This is a genomic window from Ruegeria sp. SAZD013, from assembly GCF_059612525.1.
In genome coordinates this window covers 14,237-35,509 of sequence record NZ_JBXWQT010000011.1, presented here as the reverse complement: position 1 = coordinate 35,509, position 21,273 = coordinate 14,237, and the positions used below count along the sequence as shown (strand labels likewise).

Sequence of the window (21,273 nt, the reverse complement as noted above, 5' to 3'; positions counted from 1 at the left end):
AACAGCCGAGGGAAGATGACAGATCTCGCGCGACCTTCCTCTGGCGCGGATGCGGGAACTTATGGCCGCGTTGAACACGCGGCGCGTCAGGCGGGGTTGATTGTCATGGGCGCGCTGCATCCCCATCGCGTGGCAGCCCGGCAACTCGACACAGGCACGCTGATCTTGCTGGGCGCGGGTTCTGATTTTTGGCCTGCTCTGAAAGCCTCGCCCGAATGGCGGGGGCCTGATCCAGTAGACCGCTGGTCAACCAGAGTCGTCGGCCAGATGGCACATACGTTCGGTGCACAGGCCTATTTCCCCTTTGGTGATCCACCCTATGCGCCTTTCATCGACTGGGCCCTGAAATCGGGACGCACCTTCAGCAGCCCGGTGGGGGCCTTGGTACATGACACGGTCGGCATGATGATCTCATATCGCGGCGCACTGCATTTCGCCCATGAGCTTACCATCCCTGAGGCGCCCGGCGTTTCCCCCTGTGACACCTGCGCCGCCCCGTGCACGACAGCTTGCCCTGTCGGCGCACTGAACGCGCAAAACTTCTATGACCTTGTTGCCTGCCACGACCATCTTGAAACTGCTGAGGGTCAGACCTGCATGACAGGCGGCTGTCTGGCCCGTCTCGCCTGCCCGCTCAGCGTGGGCGCAGGGCGCAACCCCGAACAATCAGCCCATCATATGAAGGCTTTTCATCCGTCATGACCCGCACCCTGATCCTGACGCGACACGCAAAATCCAGCTGGGATAACCCAGGACTTGCCGATCATGAACGCCCCCTGAACAAGCGCGGGCGCAGGTCGGCCCCGGCCATTGGTGCATGGCTGCGCGAAAACGGCTGGATGCCGGATGAAGTGCTCAGCTCGACGTCTAACCGCACCCGCGAGACATGGGATGGAATGGGGTTAAAGGCCGATAAGGTCCGCTTTCACAAAGCGCTCTACCACGCCGACGCAGAAGACATGTTGCGTGAATTGGCAGGCGCTACGGAACCCGTAATATTGATGCTGGGCCATAACCCCGGCATCGCCGAGTTCGCCAGCCAACTTGTGCGACAGTCGCCGGATCACATGCGCTTTTTAGACTATCCGACTTGTGCAACAACTGTGATGACATTTGACGCCGACAGCTGGTCGGACGTGCGCTGGCATACGGGCACTGTGCTGGGTTTCACCACCGCGCGTGAGTTGCTGGAATAGAAAAAGGCGGGACAAAACCCCGCCTTTCCACCATCTTGAAACGTTCAGTGTCCCAGAATCTGGCTGAGGAACAGTTTGGTCCGCTCACTTTGCGGGTTGTTGAAGAACTCTTCCGGTTCGTTCTGTTCCACGATCTGGCCCGCATCCATGAAGATCACGCGGTTGGCAACCTGACGGGCAAAGCCCATCTCGTGCGTCACGCACAGCATGGTCATGCCTTCCTCGGCCAGTTCGATCATGGTGTCGAGCACCTCTTTGATCATCTCCGGGTCCAACGCCGATGTCGGTTCGTCGAACAACATGATCCGCGGCATCATGCACAGTGAGCGGGCGATCGCCACACGCTGCTGCTGACCACCCGAAAGCTGACCAGGATACTTGTCGGCCTGCTCGGGGATTTTCACCTTCTCCAGGAAATGCATCGCGCGCTCTTCGGCCTCTTTCTTGGGCGTCTTGCGCACCCAGATCGGCGCCAGCGTGCAGTTCTCCAGAATGGTCAGGTGCGGGAACAGGTTGAAGTGCTGGAACACCATGCCAACCTCGGACCGGATCTTGTCGATGTTCTTGAGGTCATTCGACAACTCGGTCCCATCCACGATGATCGTGCCCTGCTGGTGTTCCTCCAGCGCGTTCAGGCAGCGGATTAGGGTGGATTTCCCCGATCCAGACGGGCCCGCGATAACAATCCGCTCGCCTTGGTTGACGGTCAGATTGATGTCGCGCAGCACGTGAAAGGACCCGTACCACTTGTTCATGTTGGTTATTTCGATGGCAACCTCGTCGCTCACCTGCATTTTGGAACGGTCGATTTCGCGGTCAATTGCAAGTTCAGACATGTGTTGAACTCCTTAACGATGATCCGTGGCAAGGCGACGCTCGAGCCACTGAGAATATTGAGAGATGCCGTAGCAGACGACGAAGAACAGAAGCGCGGCAAAGCCCAGAAGCTCCCAATAGACGCCGTTCCACTCGGTCGACGCCAGGATGGGTCCCCTGATCATACCCACCAGATCGAACATCGAAATGACCGAAACCAGTGTGGTGTCCTTGAACAGGCCAACGGCCACATTCACGATACCAGGGATCGAGATCTTCAGAGCCTGCGGCAGGATGATCAGACGCATCGCCTGAGGGTAATCCAGACCAAGGCTGTCTGCTGCCTCATACTGTCCACGTGGAAGCGCTGCCAAACCGCCGCGGATCACCTCGGCGATATAGGCGGCCGAGAACATTGTGATCATGATCACAACGCGCAGGAACAGATCAACTGTGCTTTCAGGTGGGAAGAAGTACGACAGCATCACCGAAGCCACGAACAGCAGCGTGATCAGAGGCACGCCACGGATGAATTCGATGAAGATGACGCTAACCCACTTGATCAGCGGCATGTCGGACTGACGGCCCAGCGCAAGGGCGATGCCAAGCGGAACTGACAGCGACACACAGGTGACTCCCAGCATCATGTTCAGCATGAAGCCACCCAGATCACGGCTGGGAACGGCGGAGAGCATTGCGTTCTCTGACGCCCCTTCAGGGATCAGCGCCCCACCGATCTTCCAGACGACAAGCGCGACGATGATGGCGCCAAAGAAACCTGCCGCAAAGCTGTTCTTGCCGAATTTCTGGAACACGGCACCACCGGCCACGCAACCCAGCAGAGCCGCAAACGGAACTAGAATGGTACCACCCCAGATCAGCCAGAACGCAATGAACGGGTAGAGCGCTGTGAAGATAAGCATCTTGCGCGGCAGGTCGAAGAACAGCACCGGCGCAAATGCCACCAGCATCAGCACAAAGGCCAGATTCGGGCGCCAGTATTCTTCGGCCGGGTACTTGAAGCCGTAGATCAGTTGCGGCCAACGTTCGGTCAGGACGGCGAAACAGGCACCAGTCTTTCCTGCCAGAATTTCGCGGCATTCCGCCAGCGAGTTCGCATTCCAAACTCCATTCAGAATCCACGGTAGCGTGTTATTCAAAATGAGGTAGATCAGGATCAGCGAGATCACCGTCAGGATCGTGTTGGCCACACCCGAGAACAAGTTCTCGCGCATCCACTTGGCCACACCGACCTCGTTTGCCGGGGGCGGTGAGGGGGGGATTGTGCCTTCGGCCACGAAGGCGATCGAATTCGTCGTTTGATCACTCATGGCTCAGCGCTCCTTCAACTTGACGGATGCGTTGTAGATGTTCATCACCGTCGAAATCAGCAGCGAGGCTGTCAGGTAGAACAGCATCAGCAGCAAAACACATTCGATTGCACGACCTGTCTGGTTAAGCGTGATACCACCCAGCGTTGCGGTGATATCCGCATAGCCCACGGCAATCGCCAGCGACGAGTTTTTGGTGATGTTCAGGTACTGCGAGATCAGTGGCGGGATAATCACCCGCAACGCCTGCGGCAGGACCACGAGGTTCATGATCCGTCCAGGGCGAAGACCCAGCGCCGCGGCAGCCTCGGTCTGACCTTTGTTGATCGCTTGAATACCCGCACGTACGTTTTCGGCAATGAAGGCACCGGTGTAAATCGACAGGGCGAACCACAATGCGATTAGTGGTGCACCGATTTGAAGACCCCCGCGCAGATTAAAACGGTTGGCCAAAGGATCAGGCAGGTCCCATGACAGTCCCAACAAAAACAGAACAACGATAACCGGCAAGAACCAAATCGCAGCGTTCAACAGCAAGGTGTTCGGTCTGACGCCTGTTTCCTCTTGCTTGATCTGGGCGTTTTTTTTCACTAACCGCGTAGAGAAATAGGACGCGACCAATACTGCAATTACAAGCAACCAGTTCGCAACGCCGCCAAAACCACCTGTAAAGTAGGGAAGCGGTACGTAAATTCCCCGGTTGGTGAAGGCAAAGAGTCCGAGCACCATTTCACGATCGGCATCCTCACCCAAATAGGCCCTTGGTGCGGGCATCGTAGCGGTGATGATGAAGAAGATGATAAGGATCCAGATCAGAACCGGAATATTCCGGAAGATCTCGACATAAAACGCCATCAGCTTTGAGATTAGCCAGTTGTTGGACAAGCGCAGAACCCCCGCGAGAACACCAAAGATGGTCGCGGTTATGCAAGCCAGAAAGGCGACCAGCAGCGTATTAAGAATACCCACAATCGCCGCCCGCCCATGAGAGGCCTGGCTGTCATATTCAATGAGGCGTTGGTTGATATCGTACCCAGACGGATCGCCAAGGAATGAATAGGAAATGTTAAGGCCAGCGGCCCTGAGGTTCTGGATCAGGTTGTTGCCCAGATACCAGATGCTAAGCGCAATAACGATTGCCGCAATCACCTGAAATGTCATCGAGCGATAGCGGGTATCGTTTATGAGCATCGACAGCCGAAAATCAGCTTTCGGCGGGTCAGTCATAGTCGACATATTTTGGAATCCCCGTGGCTTGCGGACTTTGTTTTTGTGGCGAGGTTGTCCTCGCTCTGCGTCCGTTCGCGTAAGTTTTAGTGAAAAAGGGCGCAGGTTGCCCTGCGCCCTTTTCCGTCGATATTAGCGGAACGGCGGCGAGTACAGCAGGCCACCTTCGGTCCACTGTGCGTTCAGGCCACGTGCCAGACCGATCGGAGTTTCTTCACCGATGTTCTTGGCAAACACTTCGCCATAGTTGCCGCCGGCTTTGATCGCCTTGGCTGCCCAGTCAGCGTTCAGACCCAGCATCTCGCCCAAGGTGCCTTCGGTACCCAGCAGGCGGTTGATTTCAGGGTTTTCGGTGCCAGCGGCCAGTTCATCGATATTGGCCGAGGTTACGCCCAGCTCTTCAGCCGAGATCAGCGCGTTCAGAGTCCAGCGCACAACGTCGCCCCACTCGTGGTCGCCGTGACGGACCAGCGGGCCCAGCGGCTCTTTCGAGATGATTTCGGGCAGCAGGATGTGATCACCGGGGTTTTCGAATGTGGCGCGGGTTGCCGCCAGACCCGAAGCGTCGGTGGTGTAAACGTCACATGCGCCAGCCAGATACTGCTGCTGTGCTTCGGCGTTGGTTTCGATCGGAACCGGTTCGTAGCTGATGTTGTTCGAACGGAAGAAGTCCGCCAAGTTCAGCTCGGTTGTGGTGCCGGTCTGGATGCAAACGGTTGCGCCGTCCAGTTCCTTGGCCGAGCTTACGCCCAGTGCCTTGGGAACCATAAAGCCCTGACCGTCATAGTAGTTCACGCCAGTGAATTCGAACTTCAGGTCGACGTCGCGGCTGAAGGTCCAGGTGGTGTTACGCGCCAGCATGTCGATCTCGCCCGAAGCCAGAGCGGTAAAACGTGTCTTACCAGTGGTCGGAACGAATTCTACCGCGCTTGCGTCGCCCAGAACAGCAGCAGCAACGGCGCGGCACAGCGATACGTCAAAGCCCTGCCATTCGCCATTGGCATCGGGAGCAGCAAAGCCAACCAGACCGGTGGTCACACCACAGTTCAGCTTGCCGCGCGCTTTAACGTCGTCAACGGTCCCTGCCACGGCTGCGCCAGCAGCAAGACCGGCAATCGTTGCCGCGCCCAAGATTACGGATTTTTTCATTTTTACCTCTTCCTGATTTCCCGCCCCATCAGAGGCGGCTCTGCCCGGCAAGTGGATGCCGGATAGGTTACTCCAAAGGTGTCTCCCCTTTAGTGGCACTGAGTTTGGGCGTATTCATAAACAAACGTCAAGGGTCGGATCATCGAAAACGATGGATCAGACCCCAACCAATTTGAACATTTGGCCAAAAATCGGAAAATAAGGATCAAACCGACATATCAAAGAAGCGTTTAGCATGCAGAAACGCGGCTTTCTTCGTTTCGGCGACCACATGGGCCTCGTCATCGTGACCCCATTGTTCGACCTGCCAGGTTTCGTCCAGCCGCGAAATGCGCCAAATTTCGGCTGGTTCGCGCCAATCCATGGCCGCCGCAAACCCGAGAATCAATGACCCCGACAAGCTGACCAGATCGTGGAACGCCGCCAGTTGAAACGCATCCAGCGCGTGGACGCGAGCACTCAGCGCCGACAGGGCAGCATCAGATTGCGGCTTGTGCAGCACACCGATAACTGGCTGCAATCGAGCAGACAGCGCGGCCTCGGCCCAGTCCAGCGCCGGGTCCCATTCGGCGCTTTGACGTTCCTGCAACTCTGACGGGTGTGTCGCCCGATAACATAGCAGGTCGGAATCGCCATAATCCGCAAGCATATCGGCAACTTCCCCGTGCTGGAACCGAACCTTGTCGATTGCCGCATTCGCTGAACGGGTGCATGGCATTGTCGACGGATCTACCTCTTTCTGCTGGGCATCCCATTCTGCCGCAACCGCTTCGGCCATTGCGCGGGTCGGCAGGATCAACGCCGCTTTGGCAGGGGTCTTGACGCGGCGGCCATCCAGTTCAACCGTAAACCCGCCGTCGACTTCGGTGATCCGGCTTTCTTTCCAGAAGCGTTTCGGTTTCCAGTCGCTCATGTTTCAGTTCCATATCCCGGCCAGCGCATTGGGTAACTGGTCAAAGGTCTCAATCACGCAGGTGGCCGAGGTCAAAGCAGACCGATCATGGTACCCCCATGCCACGCCGATGCCGCGCACTCCGGCAGCGGCAGCCATGTCCATGTCATAGCTTGTATCGCCGACCATCACCGCGCAGTCGGGTTCGACACCAGTCTCGGCCAACGCAGTCTGCACCATGGATGGATGCGGTTTCGACGGATGGTGGTCGGCAACCTGTCGGGTGACGAAGTAGGGCTCAAGCCCATGCACTTCGATCAACGCATCAAGCCCGCGCTGGGATTTGCCGGTTGCCACCCCAAGAAGCACTTCGGGCACGGCGTGCAAGGCTTCAATCGCCTCTCTTGCACCGGGATAGAGCGGAGAGCTGGCCGCGCCCAAATCCAAGCGATGCGCGTGATAGGCTTCCTTATACCCTTCAACGAGATCGTTCTGGACCGAGGAAGATTGGTCCGGCACCAACCGTGCGATGGCATGTGGCAGGGACAGCCCGACGATGGACAGGATCACCTCTCGCGTCGGTACAGGTACCGAAGCGGCCTGAAAGCTGGTGGTCATGGCGTGAACGATACTGCCCTGACTGTCGACCAGAGTGCCATCTACATCAAACAGAACCAACCGCAGGGGTGCGCTCATTGCAGCGCCTCAAACGGGTCGTCGGCGGCCAGATCCTCGGTCCAGCCGAAGGTGTCCCAGCTGTGTTTCATATGTTCCGGCAAGGGCGCTGTCACGATCACAGGTTTGCGCGTTGTCGGATGCAGGAATGACAGTCGCCGCGCGTGCAGATGCAGCTTTTTGCTGATAATCCCACCCAGTTGCGCGCCCCAGCCATCACCCAGGTTTTCCTGCCCCGAGCCACCGTATTTGCCGTCGCCGATGATCGGATGCCCGATCGCTGCCATATGCGCGCGCAGTTGGTGGGTGCGGCCCGTGATCGGCTCCATCGCCACCCAAGCGGCGCGCCCGGCCACGCGGTAGAGGGTCGCATAATGTGTATGTGCCCGTTTCGCACCGGGGGTGCTGTCGATCTCGTTCATATGGACGGGGATCATCTTTTCACCCTCGCCGTGCGCGCCATGACCAGCTGCTTTCACAAGACCCGTCTTGATTTCTCCCAGATATGGCGTCGGGACACCCGCAACCAGCGCCCAGTAAATCTTGCGCGTGTCGCGGTGACGGAAAGCGGCTGTCAGCCCCTTTGCGGCTTCGCGCGTGCGGGCCAGCAGCAGAACACCTGACGTGTCCTTGTCCAGGCGGTGAACCAGACGCGGGTTTTCGTCATACCCAAACCGCAACGCCTCGGACAGGCTGTCGACATGCCGGGTCTGCCCGCTGCCGCCCTGAACCGGCAGGCCCTGCGGCTTGTTCAGGGCCAGAATGTGATCATCACGGTAGATCACGCAGGACTGGATCATCTTGGCATCCGCATCCGAGATACGATGCCTGACCTCAACCGGTTTGTGATCTGGCCCCGGCAACGGCGGCACACGAACCACCTGCCCGACCTCCAATCGAGTCGAGGCCTTGGCCCGGCTGCCATCCACGCGCAGTTCCCCCTTGCGGCACATCTTTTCGATGCGGCCCTGGCTGACATGCGGGAACAGGCGGCGCAACCAGCGGTCCACACGCTGATCGCCGTCCCCTTCAGCGACTGTAATCATCTGTACGCCACTCATGCCATTGCCCCTTGCGCCGCGCGGGTGATCCGCCCGGATTGCGTCTTTGTCCGTATCCCAGAAATCATGGGGGTCTCTCGCGCGCAACGCGGCAAGAGTCAAGGTATCAGACAGGAACCTTTGGCGTTCGCGAGGGCTCAGCGCCGCCCGCCACTTCTCGGCACGATCAGTGCATTCCCAGCCAGCCTAGCTGTTGCGCTGGGTCCGAAGCTTGGCGAAGTAATCGAGGCGCTTTTTCAGCTCACGCTCGAACCCACGCTCGACCGGTTGATACAGAACCGGGCGTTTCATCGTTTCGGGGAAATAGTTCTGACCGGAAAACCCGTCTTCGGCGTCATGGTCATACGCGTAGCCGGCACCATATCCCTGATCCTTCATCAGTGATGTGGGGGCATTCAGGATATGTTTGGGCGGTGGCTCGCTTCCCGATTGCTTGGCCAGCCGCATCGCTGCCTTATAGCCGACATAGGCGCCGTTGGATTTCGGGGCCAGGGCCAGATAGACCAGCGCCTGCGCCAGCGCCAGCTCACCTTCGGGGGAGCCGAGCCGCTCATACGTTTCCCAGGATTGCAGGCATATGGCCTGCGCCTGCGGGTCGGCCAGACCGATATCCTCGACCGCCATCCGTGTGATCCGACGCGCCAGATAGCGCGGGTCTTCGCCCCCTGTCAGCATTCGCGCGAACCAGTACAGCGCCGCGTCCGGGTCGGACCCGCGTACCGATTTGTGCAGGGCTGAAATCAGGTTGTAATGTTCATCGCCCGACTTGTCATATTTCGCCGCCCGCCGCATCAGACGCGTCGACAGCGCGTCCGTGTCCAACGGCGCATCAACCTTCCAAGCCGAAACCTGTTCGATCAGGTTCAACAACGCCCGTCCGTCCCCATCGGCCATTTCCTGCAACGCATCGCGGGCTGCGGGTGTCAACGGCAACGCGCGGCCCAGCTCTTTTTCGGCACGCTGGGTCAGGCGTTCAAGATCGGAAAGGCCAAGCCGTTCCAGCACCAGAACCTGCGACCGGCTGAGAACAGCGGCGTTCAGCTCAAAGGACGGGTTCTCGGTCGTTGCCCCGACAAGAAGGATCGTGCCGTCCTCCATATGCGGCAGAAAACCGTCCTGCTGTGCCTTGTTGAAGCGGTGAATCTCGTCCACGAACAGCAAGGTCCCCTGCCCATTCTGACGCCTGATCTTGGCCGCTTCGAAAACCTTCTTCAAATCCGGCACACCGGTGAAAATCGCACTGATCTGAACGAAATGCAGATCGGTTTCCTGCGCCAGCAACCGTGCGATCGTCGTCTTTCCGACACCGGGCGGCCCCCAGAAGATCAGGCTGGACAGACTGCCCGACGCCAGCATGACCCCCAGCGGCGCATTCGGGCCAAGAACCTGTTCCTGACCGATGACCTCGGCAAGAGTCTGCGGGCGCAACCGGTCCGCCAGGGGACGGTGTGGCGCAGCGGTGGGTTCCGTTGGCCCGGTATCGAACAGATCGCTCACGGGTTACAGCCGGAACCGCAATGAGACTGACCGGCCACCGCGCAGAAGACCCATCTGCACACGACGACCCGGATCTGTCAGCGCATTCTCTACATCCCCAGGACGTTCGATGTCATTGGAATTGATGCTTTCAAGAATATCCCCCGATCGCAAACCCGCGCGTCCACCATAGGGACCGGGATCAACAACAACGACACCTGTCTGGGACAGTGGCAAGCCCATATCAGAGATCACCGCAGGGTTGACGCGGGACACCACCAGCCCCGGCAGGACAGTGTCTTCATCCAATGTCGTCTCTTCAGCCGCCGGGACTTCGGGCGCTTTGATCAGTGCCACCTCAACCTCTTCGCTCTGGGTGCCACGCAGCCGTGTCAGAACCGATGTTCCCCCAACCCCTGCGACAGACATGCGAAACTTCATCTCGGCAGGTGAGTTCACTTCGTCCCCGTCCACATGGGTCACGACATCCCCCACCTTAAGCCCCGCCTCGCGCAGCGGGCTAAGGTCATGCAGGTCCGAGATGACAACACCCAGTGGGATGGCAAGACCAAGGGATTCAGCAATATCCGCGCTCATATGCTGACCGGTCATGCCTGCCCAAGGGCTGACAAAACTGTCATTGCCCTGCTGTGCCTGTTTCAGGAACTCGGCCACAAGATTTGCGGGGATGGCAAAACCGATGCCATTCGACCCGCCCGAGCGTGTCAGAATAGACGTGTTGATCCCGATCAGGTCCCCGTTCATATCAATCAGCGCACCGCCGGAATTCCCCGGATTGATCGCTGCATCTGTCTGAATGAAATACCCGCGCGCATTGCCCGTCGCCGTACCTGTACGCGCCAAGCCCGAGATGATGCCAGAGGACACCGTCTGCCCCACCCCGAACGGGTTGCCGATGGCAAGGGCCAGTTCGCCAACCTCGACCTGATCGGAATCGCGCAGGGTCAGGTAGGGCAGATCTTGCGCCTCTTCCAGACGCAGGATCGCAATATCGCTTTCTTCGTGCCCCAGTACGACCGTGGCAGAAAACTCGCGCCGATCGGTTGTCACGACCCTGATCTCGGTCGCCGAGCCTACAACATGGTAGTTGGACACAACGTAACCATCTTCAGACAGGATGACCCCGGAGCCCAGCGAATTCTGAACCCGCGGCTGCGGTGTTCCCAGGCTGCCGCCGAAGAAATCCCGAAAGAACGGGTCCGAATAAAACGGGCTGGCCCGCCCCTGCCGCACGATCTTGGCGTAGATATTCACCACCGCAGGCGAGGCCTTTTTGACCACCGGAGCAAAGCCCAGAGAGATTTCGGACTGTGATTGCGGGACGCGGGTTTCGGCAAATGCTGGCAGGGCCATGACAAGCATAAGAGAAATAATGGATGCGCGGATCATGGGGGCTCCGGATTAGATCATCCTTGGGATATGCGGGGCAAAGGCGATAAATGCAAGCCGCGCGCTCAGCTTCGGCGGCGCAGGAACTTGAGCCCGGACCAATCGGCGTCACCCGCGCAAACCTGCACGTCGACCCAGCCCAGCGGCAGGATTTCACTGCGCAGCATATCCTCGGTCACACCTGCGTGCAGTGGCGAAGATTTCTTGGCCCAGGACACCCACAGCATTCCTCCGGGCCGTATGTGGGCGATTTGCTCAGCGGCCATTTCGGCGATCTGGTTCGGGTGGTTCAGGAACATGTGAACCGCATCCGCGAGATCGGCTACGGGGTCGAACAGAACACCGTCGGCACCCGCTGTCAGGTTTGCATAATGGGCAAGGGCGTTGAGCGTACGGACCATGTATCCGGGTTTGAATCCCAGTTTCGCCCAGAGCGGTTTGCCCGAGTATCCTGCTGTGGGTTCACTTGCCATAACAGCCTGAACTTATGGCGCAAATCGAATGAAGGCAATTGGTTGGCTGAGGCACAAAAAAGCCCGCCCGATTGCTCGGGCAGGCGCATCAGGTCGATGACCGTCGTGCTTATTCTTCGGCTGCGGCCTCTTCGGCGGCAGCGCGGGCTTTGTCCGCGGCGCCTTTGGCATCGATGTCGCGATCGACGAATTCGATGATCGCCATCGGAGCCATGTCACCATAGCGGAATCCGGCTTTCAGGATGCGGACATAACCGCCCTGACGCTCAGCATAGCGGGGGCCCAGAACTTCGAACAGCTTGGCGACGTCTTTGTCTTCTTTCAGCTGTGCTGCGGCCTGACGGCGGGCGTGCAGGTCGCCGCGCTTGCCCAGGGTGATCAGCTTTTCGATGATCGGGCGCAGTTCTTTTGCCTTGGGCAGAGTTGTCTTGATCTGCTCATGTTCGATGAGCGAGCCAGCCATGTTTGCAAACAGAGCCTTGCGGTGCTCATGAGTACGGTTCAGGCGGCGGTAACCACGTGCGTGACGCATTTTTCAATTCCTTCTTTCGCGTTTTGCTTTGTCCGGCCTCCGATGCGTGTCAGAGGCTCACCTTGGGGCGGGATTGCCCGGATTGTACGTTTTGTACCGGCTTTCAGACCCCATTGGTCCGAAATGTACAAAACCTGCGACGGCAGGTTGGACCCGCCGCCACAGCCGAAGATGCTTAGAATGCGTCTTCGAATTTCTTTGCCAGATCTTCGATGTTGTCGGGCGGCCAATCCTCGACATCCATGCCGAGGTGCAGACCCATGCCGGACAGCACTTCCTTGATCTCGTTCAGCGACTTGCGGCCGAAGTTCGGGGTGCGCAGCATCTCGGCTTCGGTCTTCTGGATCAGGTCGCCGATATAGACGATGTTGTCGTTCTTCAGGCAGTTTGCCGAACGGACCGACAGCTCCAGCTCGTCCACTTTCTTCAGCAGCAGCGGGTTGAACTCCAGACCATCGTCTTCGTCCTGACGGTTTGCCGATTCCGGCTCGTCGAAGTTGACGAAGATCGAAAGCTGATCCTGCAGGATGCGCGCGGCGTAGGCCAGTGCGTCATCGGGAGTGATCGAACCGTCGGTATCGATCTTCAGGGTCAGCTTGTCATAGTCCAGAACCTGACCTTCGCGGGTCGGCTGCACGTCATAGGCGACTTTCTTGACCGGCGAATAGATCGCGTCGATCGGGATCAGGCCGATGGGCGCATCTTCCGGCTTGTTCTTTTCAGCCGAAACGTAACCCTTACCGGTGTTGACGGTCAGCTCCATGAACAGGTCGGCGCCGTCGTCCAGGTGACAGATGACGTGATCGCGGTTCAGAACCTCGATACCTGCGCTTTCGCTGATGTCACCTGCGGTAACGATTGCCGGACCTTTGGCATTGATCGACAGGCGCTTGGGGCCTTCGACTTCCATGCGCAGGGCAACCTGCTTGAGGTTCAGGATGATGTCGGTGACGTCTTCACGCACGCCCGCAACCGAGGAGAACTCGTGAAGGACGTTGTCGATCTGGACGCTGGTGATGGCCGCGCCTTGCAGCGAGCTCATCAGGACGCGACGCAGGGCGTTGCCCAGGGTCAGACCAAAACCACGCTCCAGCGGTTCGGCAACCAGGGTCGCCTGACGCGCAGGGTCATTGCCCGGCTTGGCTTCCAGCTGGGTCGGCTTGATCAATTCTGCCCAATTCTTGTGGATCATGTAATCCCTCCATTCCTGCCCGCGCCCCATGACCAACAAGGTGCAGACGCCCGAGGTTCAAAATGACGTGCTGGGGCCGTGTAAAAACACAGCCCCAGCTTAATTTCAGATCGCTTAGACGCGACGACGCTTCGGCGGACGGCAGCCGTTGTGAGCAATAGGGGTCACGTCACGGATCGACGTGATGTTGAAGCCCACGGCAGCCAGTGCGCGCAGAGCCGACTCACGACCCGAACCGGGGCCTTGAACTTCGACTTCCAGCGTCTTGACGCCATGTTCCTGCGCTTTCTTGCCTGCGTCTTCCGCAGCCATCTGCGCGGCATACGGGGTAGATTTCCGCGATCCCTTGAAGCCCATGGTACCGGCAGACGACCACGAGATGGCGTTGCCCTGTACGTCCGAGATCAGGATCTTGGTGTTGTTGAAGGTCGAGTTCACATGGGCAACGCCCGATGCGATGTTCTTGCGCTCTTTGCGCTTGATGCGAGTCTTATCGCGTGCCATCGGTCAGACCCTCCCTTATTTCTTCTTACCGGCAATGGCCTTTGCGGGGCCTTTGCGGGTACGAGCGTTGGTGTGGGTACGCTGACCGCGAACCGGCAGGTTGCGGCGGTGACGCAGACCGCGATAGCAGCCCAGGTCCATCAGACGCTTGACGTTCATCTGAACTTCGCGACGCAGGTCACCTTCGACGGTGTAGTTGGCGTCGATATGTTCGCGGATGGCCAGAACTTCGGCATCCGACAGTTCATTGACGCGGCGGTGCGCTTCAATGCCCACGGCTTCGCAGATCGCGTTGGCCGAGGTGTTGCCGATACCGGTGATATATGTAAGGGCGATTGGAACCCGCTTTGCAGTCGGGATGTTTACGCCGGCAATACGTGCCACGTGTCACTTTCCTTTTTGTTGCGGTTCCGTAACTCCGGAACCTTTTTTCACAACACTTTACCGTGGCAGTGACGCCAGAGGGTCCAGTATTATTCGAGGTGGTCGGGGCAATTGGGACGAATCCCGCATGCGGTCTTGATTCCCTTTAGGGATGGGGGTCGATATGGGCTTTTGGCGCTGGCGTCAAGTCCGAAACGAGGACCATCAATCTCGATGGTAATTACAGAGAACTCAAAAGCCTAGATATCGCGAACTTTGGAGCAGTTAAGACCACTTATCAACGCTGATGTTTGACCCTGGATCGTGAGCGATGCTCAATCCCATTCGTTGAAACTCATACTGAATAGCTAAAATCTGGTTTTGCAAAGCATCACGCTTACGACGGATGTCCCACGTGATCAAAGCAGGTAGACCAAATACAGTAAGGAGGTAAAACAGAGACACGCTGATATGCTGCAAAATGTACTCTGCCAAGAACAGCCACAATGCAACGATGGGTAATCCAAGCAAGAACCATCGCTTCGTAGACTTTATGAAAAGGCTGCGCCCCTCTTCCAAAAGATCTCTATAAAGATCAATCTTTGGCTCCAATTCAGGAGGCACAGCTGCGTTTCGATAAATCATACGAAGTCCCGGCGGACTAACCCAGTATCGCCTCGATCGACGCGGTGACTTCCTTGATATCCGCCAGCCCATTCACCGGACGCAGATCGCCCTTGGCGTAGTAATAACCGATCAGCGGCGAGGTCTTTTTATAGTACTCCATCAACCGTGTGCGCAGGCTGTCTTCGTTGTCATCGGCGCGGCGCTGGAAGTCATTTTCCTTGCCGCAATTGGTGCATTTGCCATCCGCCGGAATTGGCTTGGTGTTGTCGTTATAGACTTCACCACATCCGCCACAGGTTGAGCGTGCGGTGATCCGGCCCACCAGCGCGTCGTCATCAACGCGCATCTCGATCACGGTGTGCAGCGACTGGCCCAGCTTGGCCAGCAAAGCGGCCAGAGCATCGGCCTGCGCCAGCGTGCGGGGAAAGCCGTCAAAGATGAAACCGGCCCCTGTTTCGGTGGTCAGTTTCTCTTCGATCAGGCCGATCACGATTTCATCGGTGACCAGCTTGCCCGCATCCATGATCGCCGCAACCTTCCGGCCCATCTCGGTGCCCGAGGTCTTGGCTTCGCGCAGCATGTCGCCCGTGCTGAGCTGCACCATGCCGCGTGTTTCCACCAGGTGACGGGCCTGCGTTCCTTTCCCAGCCCCCGGGGGGCCCAACAGAATGATATTCATCGACGAGAGGGTCCCTTCCTGCCGCGTTTCTTGCTTTTGCCGCGCAGTTGAGACTTTTCGATAAGCCCTTCGTATTGATGCGCCAGAAGATGGCTCTGAACCTGCTGGATCGTATCCATGGTCACGGAGACGATAATCAGAACCGAGGTGCCGCCGAAATAGAACGGGATGGCAAACTGGTTGCGCAGAATCTCGGGCAGCAGGCAGACCAGTGCCAGATAGGCCGACCCCAGAACCAGCACGCGGTTGACCACGTATTCCAGATACTCGGCGGTTTTCTTACCCGGGCGGATACCGGGCACGAACCCGTTCTGCTTTTTCAGGTTGTCCGCCACATCATCCGGTTTGAACGACACGTTGAACGTGTAGAAATACGCAAAGAACACGATCATCGACGCGAAGAACAGCAGATACAGCGGCTGTCCGGGGCCGAAATTGGCCAGCAGCCACGACATGACCGGCCCATTTGCCGCGCCCGACGAGAAGGTCGAGATCGTCACCGGCAGCAGCAGCAGCGAGCTGGCAAAGATCGCCGGGATCACGCCCGCGGGGTTGACCTTGACCGGCAAGTGGCTGGAGCCGCCTTCGTAGATTTTCATCCCGGCCTGACGGCGCGGGTACTGAATATGAATCTTTCGCAGCGCCCGTTCCATGAAGACCACGAACATGATGACGGCAATCACCATCACGATCACGCCAACGATCACGGCGGGGCTGATTGCGCCCGAACGGCCCGACGCGAAGAACTGCGCCAGGGCGGCGGGGACCTCGGCGATGATGCCGACGAAAATGATCAGAGAGATACCGTTGCCGATGCCGCGCGCGGTGATCTGCTCACCCAGCCACATCAGGAACATGGTGCCGCCGACCAGTGTGATCATGGTCGACATGCGGAAATACAGCCCCGGATCGGTCGCCAGATCGCCCGATTCCAGCGAAACGGCCAGACCATAGGCCTGGACGGTGGCCAGCGCCACGGTGCCGAAACGGGTGTATTGGTTGATCTTCTTGCGGCCCTGCTCGCCCTCTTTCTTGAGCTGTTCGAGCGCGGGAACCATCGACGTCAGCAGCTGCACGATGATCGAGGCCGAGATATAGGGCATGATGCCAAGGGCAAAGATGCCCATTCGGCCAAGCGCCCCGCCTGTAAACATCGAAACCATACCGCCGATGCCCTGCCCCGCCTGCTCCATGAACTCGCGCAATGCTGCTCCGTCGATCCCCGGCACCGGAATGAAGGTGCCCAGACGATAGACGATCAGCAAACCCAGCGTGAACAGGATGCGGTTGCGCAGATCGGTGGCCTTGCCAAGGGCAGCCCAGCTTGTGTTGGCTGCCATTTGTTCTGCTGCTGATACCATAAAGTCGGTCTCTCTTATGCAAACGCCGCCCGGAACCGTTTTCCGGCTCGGACGGCGTCTTGGAAAACTCTGAAGTCTATGTAAGCGGGTCTTTGCCCGCTCACAAGCGCTTACTCTGCCGCAGCGGCTTTTGTGACTTTCAGTGAACCGCCCGCTTTTTCAACTGCCTCGACAGCAGCTTTCGACGCACCGGTCACTTCCAGATCAACCTTGGCGCTGATCTCGCCTTTGGCCAGAACGCGGATACCGTCCAGCTTGCGGCGGACCAGACCGGACGCAACCAGAGCGTCTTCGGTGATCGCGGCCTTGGCGTCCAGCTTGCCGGCTTCGACGAATTTCTGGATCAGGCCCAGGTTGATGACGGCGAATTCCTTGCGGTTTGGCTTGTTGAAGCCACGCTTGGGCAGACGCTGGTACAAGGGCATCTGACCGCCTTCATAGCCATTGATGGCCACACCCGAGCGGGATTTCTGGCCTTTGATACCACGGCCACCCATTTTACCTTTGCCGGAACCCGGACCACGGCCAACGCGGGTGCGTTTTGGGGCGGCGCCAGGATTGTCGCGCAATTCGTTCAGTTTCATTTCGCTTCTCCTAAGCCGGATATGACCCCCGAAGCGTGATGGGCCAAACACGGCATTTCTTGGTTTTGATTCTCGCGGCCAAAAAGCCACCGCAGGCGTATAGGCCCGATGGCAGGGCTTGGCAAGACTGTAGATCGCCAGCCGCTTGTCATGACCGGCAAAAGCCCCGGGACCGGCCCCGCAAGGTGAACCCAAAAGGACACCTTCACCGGGGTCTGACCGAAAATCGAGCACGAAATATGGCGATTTTGGCAATTATCGCTTGCCATGACCGGGCGGTAGTCTATCCGGATTGCCACAAACAAGAACTTGGCAGGCGCATGACTGAAACCACTCTCTCGACCCGGAAACAGCCGGAGACTACCGCTGCACGTGACTGGGTAACAACGCTTGCCAAATATCGCGAACCCGACCAGCTGCGCAGCGCGTTTGAGCTGGGCGTCAGTGTCATCCCCTTCTTCGCGCTCTGGGCTTTGTCCTGGATGTCGCTGTCGGTCAGCTATTGGCTTGCTTTTGCGATTTCCGTTCTCAACGCGGCCTTTCTGTTGCGCCTGTTTGCCATCCAGCATGATTGCGGGCACGGCGCGTTCTTCAAGAACCGGACGGTCAGTGACTGGGTTGGACGCTCAATCGGAGTTCTGACGCTGACACCTTATGATGTCTGGCGCCGCACGCATTCCACACATCACAACAGTTCCGGCAATCTGGGCAAACGCGGGATGGGCGATATCCACACCCTGACCGTGGCCGAATATCAGGCGAAAACCCCGATGAACCGGTTCTGGTATCGTGTGTATCGAAACCCGATCACCCTGTTCGTCTTTGGCCCCGGATATCTGTTCCTGTTTCAAAACCGCCTTCCGCTGGGTCTGACCGACAGCGTCCGGTTCTGGGTCAGCGCGATGGCCACCAATCTTGCCATTCTGGTTGCGCTTGTGGCCATCTACTATTTTGGCGGGCTGATGCCGATGGTTCTGATCTTCCTGCCCTCGACCCTGATTGCCGCCACCGCCGGGGTATGGCTGTTCTATGTGCAACACCAGTTCGAGGACACGCATTGGGACGCCGATGAAGACTGGCAGTTGCACGAAGCGGCGCTGCACGGAAGCTCTCATTATATATTGCCGTCCGTGTTGCAGTGGTTCACCGCCAATATCGGCATCCACCACGTGCATCACCTGTACAGCCGCATTCCATTCTATCGCCTGACCGAAGTGCTGCGCGACCATGATGAGCTGGCAAACAGCAACCGGATGACCATCCGCGAGAGCCTCGCCAACGCGCGCCTGCACCTTTGGGATGAGCAAAGCCGCCGACTGCTGTCCTTCGCCGAGGCCCGCGCGCTTTATGGGTGAGGTCCTCCGCGGCGTCGAGCGCAGGCGGAGTTTTCAGAGTTACCGGTCCGTGAGCCGCGCCAGCGACTGCCCGTGGGGTGGCGCTGCAACAGCTGATCAGCGCGCTTTATGGTACCAGATACATCCGAATTCCTAGCGAGGCGCTAACGCCCCCAAAGCGCCAGCCCGCCGGGACGGGCAGTCGCTGGCGCGGCGGCCTTCGGCCTTGTCCCGCGCTTGGGGCAACGTACTACTTGTTCATTTTGCTGTCTGACTTTTCACTTCATTCGCGCTGAAAACAAATTGCAGTGGGTGAAATTTGTTTGAACTGAAAGACTTTTGCCCTTTTGATAACTGTTGAGAAGGCCTTTGTTACAGTAAATTCAAAGTTGTTAATCGATTATGCCCTATATAAAAAACCTATCTGAGTACATCGAACAGATCTCCGAGCGAAACTCTGAATGGAACAGCGGTGAGCTACTGTTCAGAGGTCATGAAGACAGGGCCTATAAAGCTGAACCGTCAGTTTTGCGATCTGAAGATTGGAAACAGCGCGAACACGAGATGATCCGTGAATTGTTGGCCGAGCATCCAGAAGATTTCTCTCGTGATCTAAGTACCTTTGAGTGGCTGGCTCGAGCGCAACATTACGGCCTCCCCACACGATTGTTAGACGTTACCAAAAATCCTTTGGTCGCTTTGTATTTTGCGTGTCGTAGCGCTTCCAGCTCTTCTTCTGAGACCCTTCCCAGGCGTCCAGCGGGCGAAGTTATAGTCTTCAACCCCATTTCGCTAAGAAAGCGCTTCTTTGATAGCGAGAGCGTGGCCGTCCTTTGCAACTTAGCATATTTGCCGTTCGAAAAGAAAAACTCATTAAGAAAACACTTGTTGCGGTGCCGTGAGGATGCGCTGCGAGAAACAACGGACGGGTCGGAAGAAGATTTCAACAAAGCCTATGTCTCTAAATTCAATGCAAATTCAGAAATTAGAGAAATCTTGAGATTGGCTAACCGGGACAACCCAAGTGTAGGTGATACTCTCCATCCCGATGATCTTTCTCAGATAGTAGCGGTTTTGCCAAGAAAGCTAGATGTGCGTATCGCCTCGCAAAGTGGTGCGTTCCTAATATTCGGTTTGTTCAACCCAGAAAGAGAGGGTATTTTTGCAGAACGTAAACGTAGTCGTTTGCCAACGCGTCATTTCCTTAAGAATTTTGATACGTATGAAATATACGTCGCACCAAAAAACAAGAATGGTATTTTGAGTGAGCTAGATAGTTTGGGTATTAATGAAGAGGCGCTCTTCCCAAGCTTGGAGAGAACAGCCGCAAAGATAAAAAGACGAGGTGCTTGAAACGCACTAACCCCCCTTGCCACCCTCCGCCAACACTGCTAAACGCTCCCAATCTTGCGGCCTCGGATTCGTTCCGGGGCCTTAGATATTTTGCAACCGGGGACCTTCGGGGCCCTATACCTTTGGCACCTACGGGGGCCTATCACATAGCGGGGGACCTCCCCTGCACTTGCTAAACGGAAGACAGAAAGCATGGCACTCAAGTCGTACAAGCCGACGACGCCGGGCCAGCGCGGGCTGGTGCTGATCGACCGTTCGGAGCTTTGGAAAGGACGTCCGGTCAAGTCTCTCACAGAGGGTTTGACCAAATCGGGCGGCCGGAACAACACCGGACGGATCACTTCACGCCGCCGCGGCGGTGGCGCAAAGCGTCTCTACCGGATCGTTGACTTCAAACGGAACAAATTTGATGTCGCGGCAACCGTCGAGCGGATCGAATATGACCCGAACCGGACCGCGTTCATCGCACTGGTAAAATACGAAGACGGCGAGCAGGCGTATATCCTGGCTCCGCAGCGTCTGGCTGTTGGTGACAAGGTCATCGCGTCGGCAAAGGCCGATATCAAGCCGGGCAACGCAATGCCGTTCTCGGGCATGCCCATCGGTACCATTGTCCACAACATCGAGATGAAGCCTGGCAAAGGCGGTCAGATCGCACGTGCGGCCGGTACTTACGCTCAGTTTGTTGGCCGCGATGGCGGTTACGCTCAGATCCGTCTGAGCTCGGGCGAGCTGCGCATGGTCCGTCAGGAATGCATGGCCACCATCGGTGCCGTGTCCAACCCCGACAACAGCAACCAGAACATCGGTAAAGCCGGTCGTATGCGCCACAAGGGCGTGCGTCCGTCGGTTCGTGGTGTTGCTATGAACCCGATCGATCACCCGCATGGTGGTGGTGAGGGTCGTACCTCGGGTGGCCGTACGCCGGTTACGCCGTGGGGTAAGGACACCAAGGGTAAGCGTACCCGCAACAAGAACAAAGCGTCCCAGAAGCTGATCATCCGCTCGCGGCACGCCAAGAAGAAGGGACGTTAATCC

At 57.8% G+C, this 21,273-nt stretch carries 23 protein-coding genes; 5 read left to right on the top strand and 18 right to left on the bottom strand.

Annotated features, from left to right (window positions below):
* Nucleotides 1-15: 15 nt before the first annotated feature.
* On the top strand, nucleotides 16-702 hold the full coding sequence (locus AC2FLU_RS01725; RefSeq protein ID WP_496811770.1) for a ferredoxin: 687 nt from the start codon (nucleotides 16-18) through the stop codon (nucleotides 700-702).
* Nucleotides 699-1,196 carry a SixA phosphatase family protein gene (locus AC2FLU_RS01720; RefSeq protein WP_480520349.1) on the top strand — a complete coding sequence of 166 codons (498 nt, stop codon included), beginning with the start codon at nucleotides 699-701 and terminating at the stop codon, nucleotides 1,194-1,196. Before AC2FLU_RS01725 ends, AC2FLU_RS01720 begins: the two co-directional genes overlap by 4 nt.
* A gap of 44 nt (nucleotides 1,197-1,240) precedes the next feature.
* Here the strand turns inward: AC2FLU_RS01720 and AC2FLU_RS01715 are convergent, their stop codons facing one another.
* The 18 genes from AC2FLU_RS01715 to rplO form a co-directional block, all read right to left on the bottom strand.
* Nucleotides 1,241-2,032, bottom strand: a complete 792-nt coding sequence (locus AC2FLU_RS01715; RefSeq protein ID WP_480484762.1) for an amino acid ABC transporter ATP-binding protein — start codon at nucleotides 2,030-2,032, stop codon at nucleotides 1,241-1,243.
* A 12-nt stretch (nucleotides 2,033-2,044) separates the two neighbouring features.
* Complete coding sequence (locus tag AC2FLU_RS01710; protein ID WP_480607394.1) at nucleotides 2,045-3,343, bottom strand: amino acid ABC transporter permease; 1,299 nt, start codon at nucleotides 3,341-3,343, stop codon at nucleotides 2,045-2,047.
* Nucleotides 3,344-3,346: 3 nt separating this feature from the next.
* Nucleotides 3,347-4,579, bottom strand: coding sequence for an amino acid ABC transporter permease (locus tag AC2FLU_RS01705; RefSeq protein WP_480624202.1), 1,233 nt, complete (start codon nucleotides 4,577-4,579; stop codon nucleotides 3,347-3,349).
* A 123-nt stretch (nucleotides 4,580-4,702) separates the two neighbouring features.
* A complete protein-coding gene (locus AC2FLU_RS01700; protein ID WP_480474036.1) occupies nucleotides 4,703-5,719 on the bottom strand; it encodes an amino acid ABC transporter substrate-binding protein in 1,017 nt (338 codons plus the stop codon).
* A 205-nt stretch (nucleotides 5,720-5,924) separates the two neighbouring features.
* Entirely contained in the window at nucleotides 5,925-6,632 is a 708-nt protein-coding gene (locus AC2FLU_RS01695; RefSeq protein WP_480554828.1) for an ATP12 family chaperone protein, read from the bottom strand.
* A gap of 3 nt (nucleotides 6,633-6,635) precedes the next feature.
* Nucleotides 6,636-7,307: an HAD-IA family hydrolase gene (locus AC2FLU_RS01690; protein ID WP_496809504.1), complete on the bottom strand. Its 672-nt coding sequence runs from the start codon at nucleotides 7,305-7,307 to the stop codon at nucleotides 6,636-6,638.
* Nucleotides 7,304-8,347: an RluA family pseudouridine synthase gene (locus AC2FLU_RS01685; protein WP_480554831.1), complete on the bottom strand. Its 1,044-nt coding sequence runs from the start codon at nucleotides 8,345-8,347 to the stop codon at nucleotides 7,304-7,306. The genes AC2FLU_RS01690 and AC2FLU_RS01685 overlap by 4 nt, the downstream gene beginning before the upstream one ends.
* Before the next feature lie 186 nt (nucleotides 8,348-8,533).
* Complete coding sequence (locus AC2FLU_RS01680; protein WP_480554832.1) at nucleotides 8,534-9,844, bottom strand: replication-associated recombination protein A; 1,311 nt, start codon at nucleotides 9,842-9,844, stop codon at nucleotides 8,534-8,536.
* Between the two features lie 3 nt (nucleotides 9,845-9,847).
* Nucleotides 9,848-11,233 carry a trypsin-like peptidase domain-containing protein gene (locus AC2FLU_RS01675; protein ID WP_480496029.1) on the bottom strand — a complete coding sequence of 462 codons (1,386 nt, stop codon included), beginning with the start codon at nucleotides 11,231-11,233 and terminating at the stop codon, nucleotides 9,848-9,850.
* 65 nt (nucleotides 11,234-11,298) lie between these two features.
* Nucleotides 11,299-11,706 carry a hypothetical protein gene (locus AC2FLU_RS01670; RefSeq protein ID WP_480554834.1) on the bottom strand — a complete coding sequence of 136 codons (408 nt, stop codon included), beginning with the start codon at nucleotides 11,704-11,706 and terminating at the stop codon, nucleotides 11,299-11,301.
* 109 nt (nucleotides 11,707-11,815) lie between these two features.
* Nucleotides 11,816-12,238 carry a 50S ribosomal protein L17 gene (rplQ, locus tag AC2FLU_RS01665; protein WP_480474043.1) on the bottom strand — a complete coding sequence of 141 codons (423 nt, stop codon included), beginning with the start codon at nucleotides 12,236-12,238 and terminating at the stop codon, nucleotides 11,816-11,818.
* Nucleotides 12,239-12,413: 175 nt separating this feature from the next.
* Entirely contained in the window at nucleotides 12,414-13,430 is a 1,017-nt protein-coding gene (locus AC2FLU_RS01660) for a DNA-directed RNA polymerase subunit alpha (protein ID WP_480474044.1), read from the bottom strand.
* A 114-nt stretch (nucleotides 13,431-13,544) separates the two neighbouring features.
* Complete coding sequence (rpsK, locus tag AC2FLU_RS01655; RefSeq protein ID WP_170462414.1) at nucleotides 13,545-13,934, bottom strand: 30S ribosomal protein S11; 390 nt, start codon at nucleotides 13,932-13,934, stop codon at nucleotides 13,545-13,547.
* Between the two features lie 15 nt (nucleotides 13,935-13,949).
* The gene (gene rpsM, locus AC2FLU_RS01650; protein WP_209505862.1) at nucleotides 13,950-14,318 is read right to left on the bottom strand and encodes a 30S ribosomal protein S13; all 369 of its coding nucleotides are present in this window, start codon (nucleotides 14,316-14,318) and stop codon (nucleotides 13,950-13,952) included.
* A gap of 264 nt (nucleotides 14,319-14,582) precedes the next feature.
* Complete coding sequence (locus AC2FLU_RS01645; protein ID WP_480901035.1) at nucleotides 14,583-14,942, bottom strand: hypothetical protein; 360 nt, start codon at nucleotides 14,940-14,942, stop codon at nucleotides 14,583-14,585.
* 16 nt (nucleotides 14,943-14,958) lie between these two features.
* A complete protein-coding gene (locus AC2FLU_RS01640) occupies nucleotides 14,959-15,603 on the bottom strand; it encodes an adenylate kinase (RefSeq protein ID WP_267363761.1) in 645 nt (214 codons plus the stop codon).
* Nucleotides 15,600-16,964, bottom strand: coding sequence for a preprotein translocase subunit SecY (secY, locus tag AC2FLU_RS01635; protein WP_480474046.1), 1,365 nt, complete (start codon nucleotides 16,962-16,964; stop codon nucleotides 15,600-15,602). Before secY ends, AC2FLU_RS01640 begins: the two co-directional genes overlap by 4 nt.
* 110 nt (nucleotides 16,965-17,074) lie before the next feature.
* A complete protein-coding gene (gene rplO / locus AC2FLU_RS01630) occupies nucleotides 17,075-17,548 on the bottom strand; it encodes a 50S ribosomal protein L15 (RefSeq protein ID WP_480496037.1) in 474 nt (157 codons plus the stop codon).
* A gap of 320 nt (nucleotides 17,549-17,868) precedes the next feature.
* Between rplO and AC2FLU_RS01625 the strand changes: the two genes are divergently transcribed.
* The 3 genes from AC2FLU_RS01625 (at nucleotide 17,869) to rplB (ending at nucleotide 21,270) form a co-directional block, all read left to right on the top strand.
* Nucleotides 17,869-18,903 carry a fatty acid desaturase gene (locus tag AC2FLU_RS01625; protein ID WP_480607377.1) on the top strand — a complete coding sequence of 345 codons (1,035 nt, stop codon included), beginning with the start codon at nucleotides 17,869-17,871 and terminating at the stop codon, nucleotides 18,901-18,903.
* 381 nt (nucleotides 18,904-19,284) lie between these two features.
* Complete coding sequence (locus AC2FLU_RS01620) at nucleotides 19,285-20,235, top strand: FRG domain-containing protein (RefSeq protein WP_496809502.1); 951 nt, start codon at nucleotides 19,285-19,287, stop codon at nucleotides 20,233-20,235.
* Between the two features lie 192 nt (nucleotides 20,236-20,427).
* Nucleotides 20,428-21,270, top strand: a complete 843-nt coding sequence (gene rplB / locus AC2FLU_RS01615; protein ID WP_480474051.1) for a 50S ribosomal protein L2 — start codon at nucleotides 20,428-20,430, stop codon at nucleotides 21,268-21,270.
* Nucleotides 21,271-21,273 lie beyond the last annotated feature (3 nt).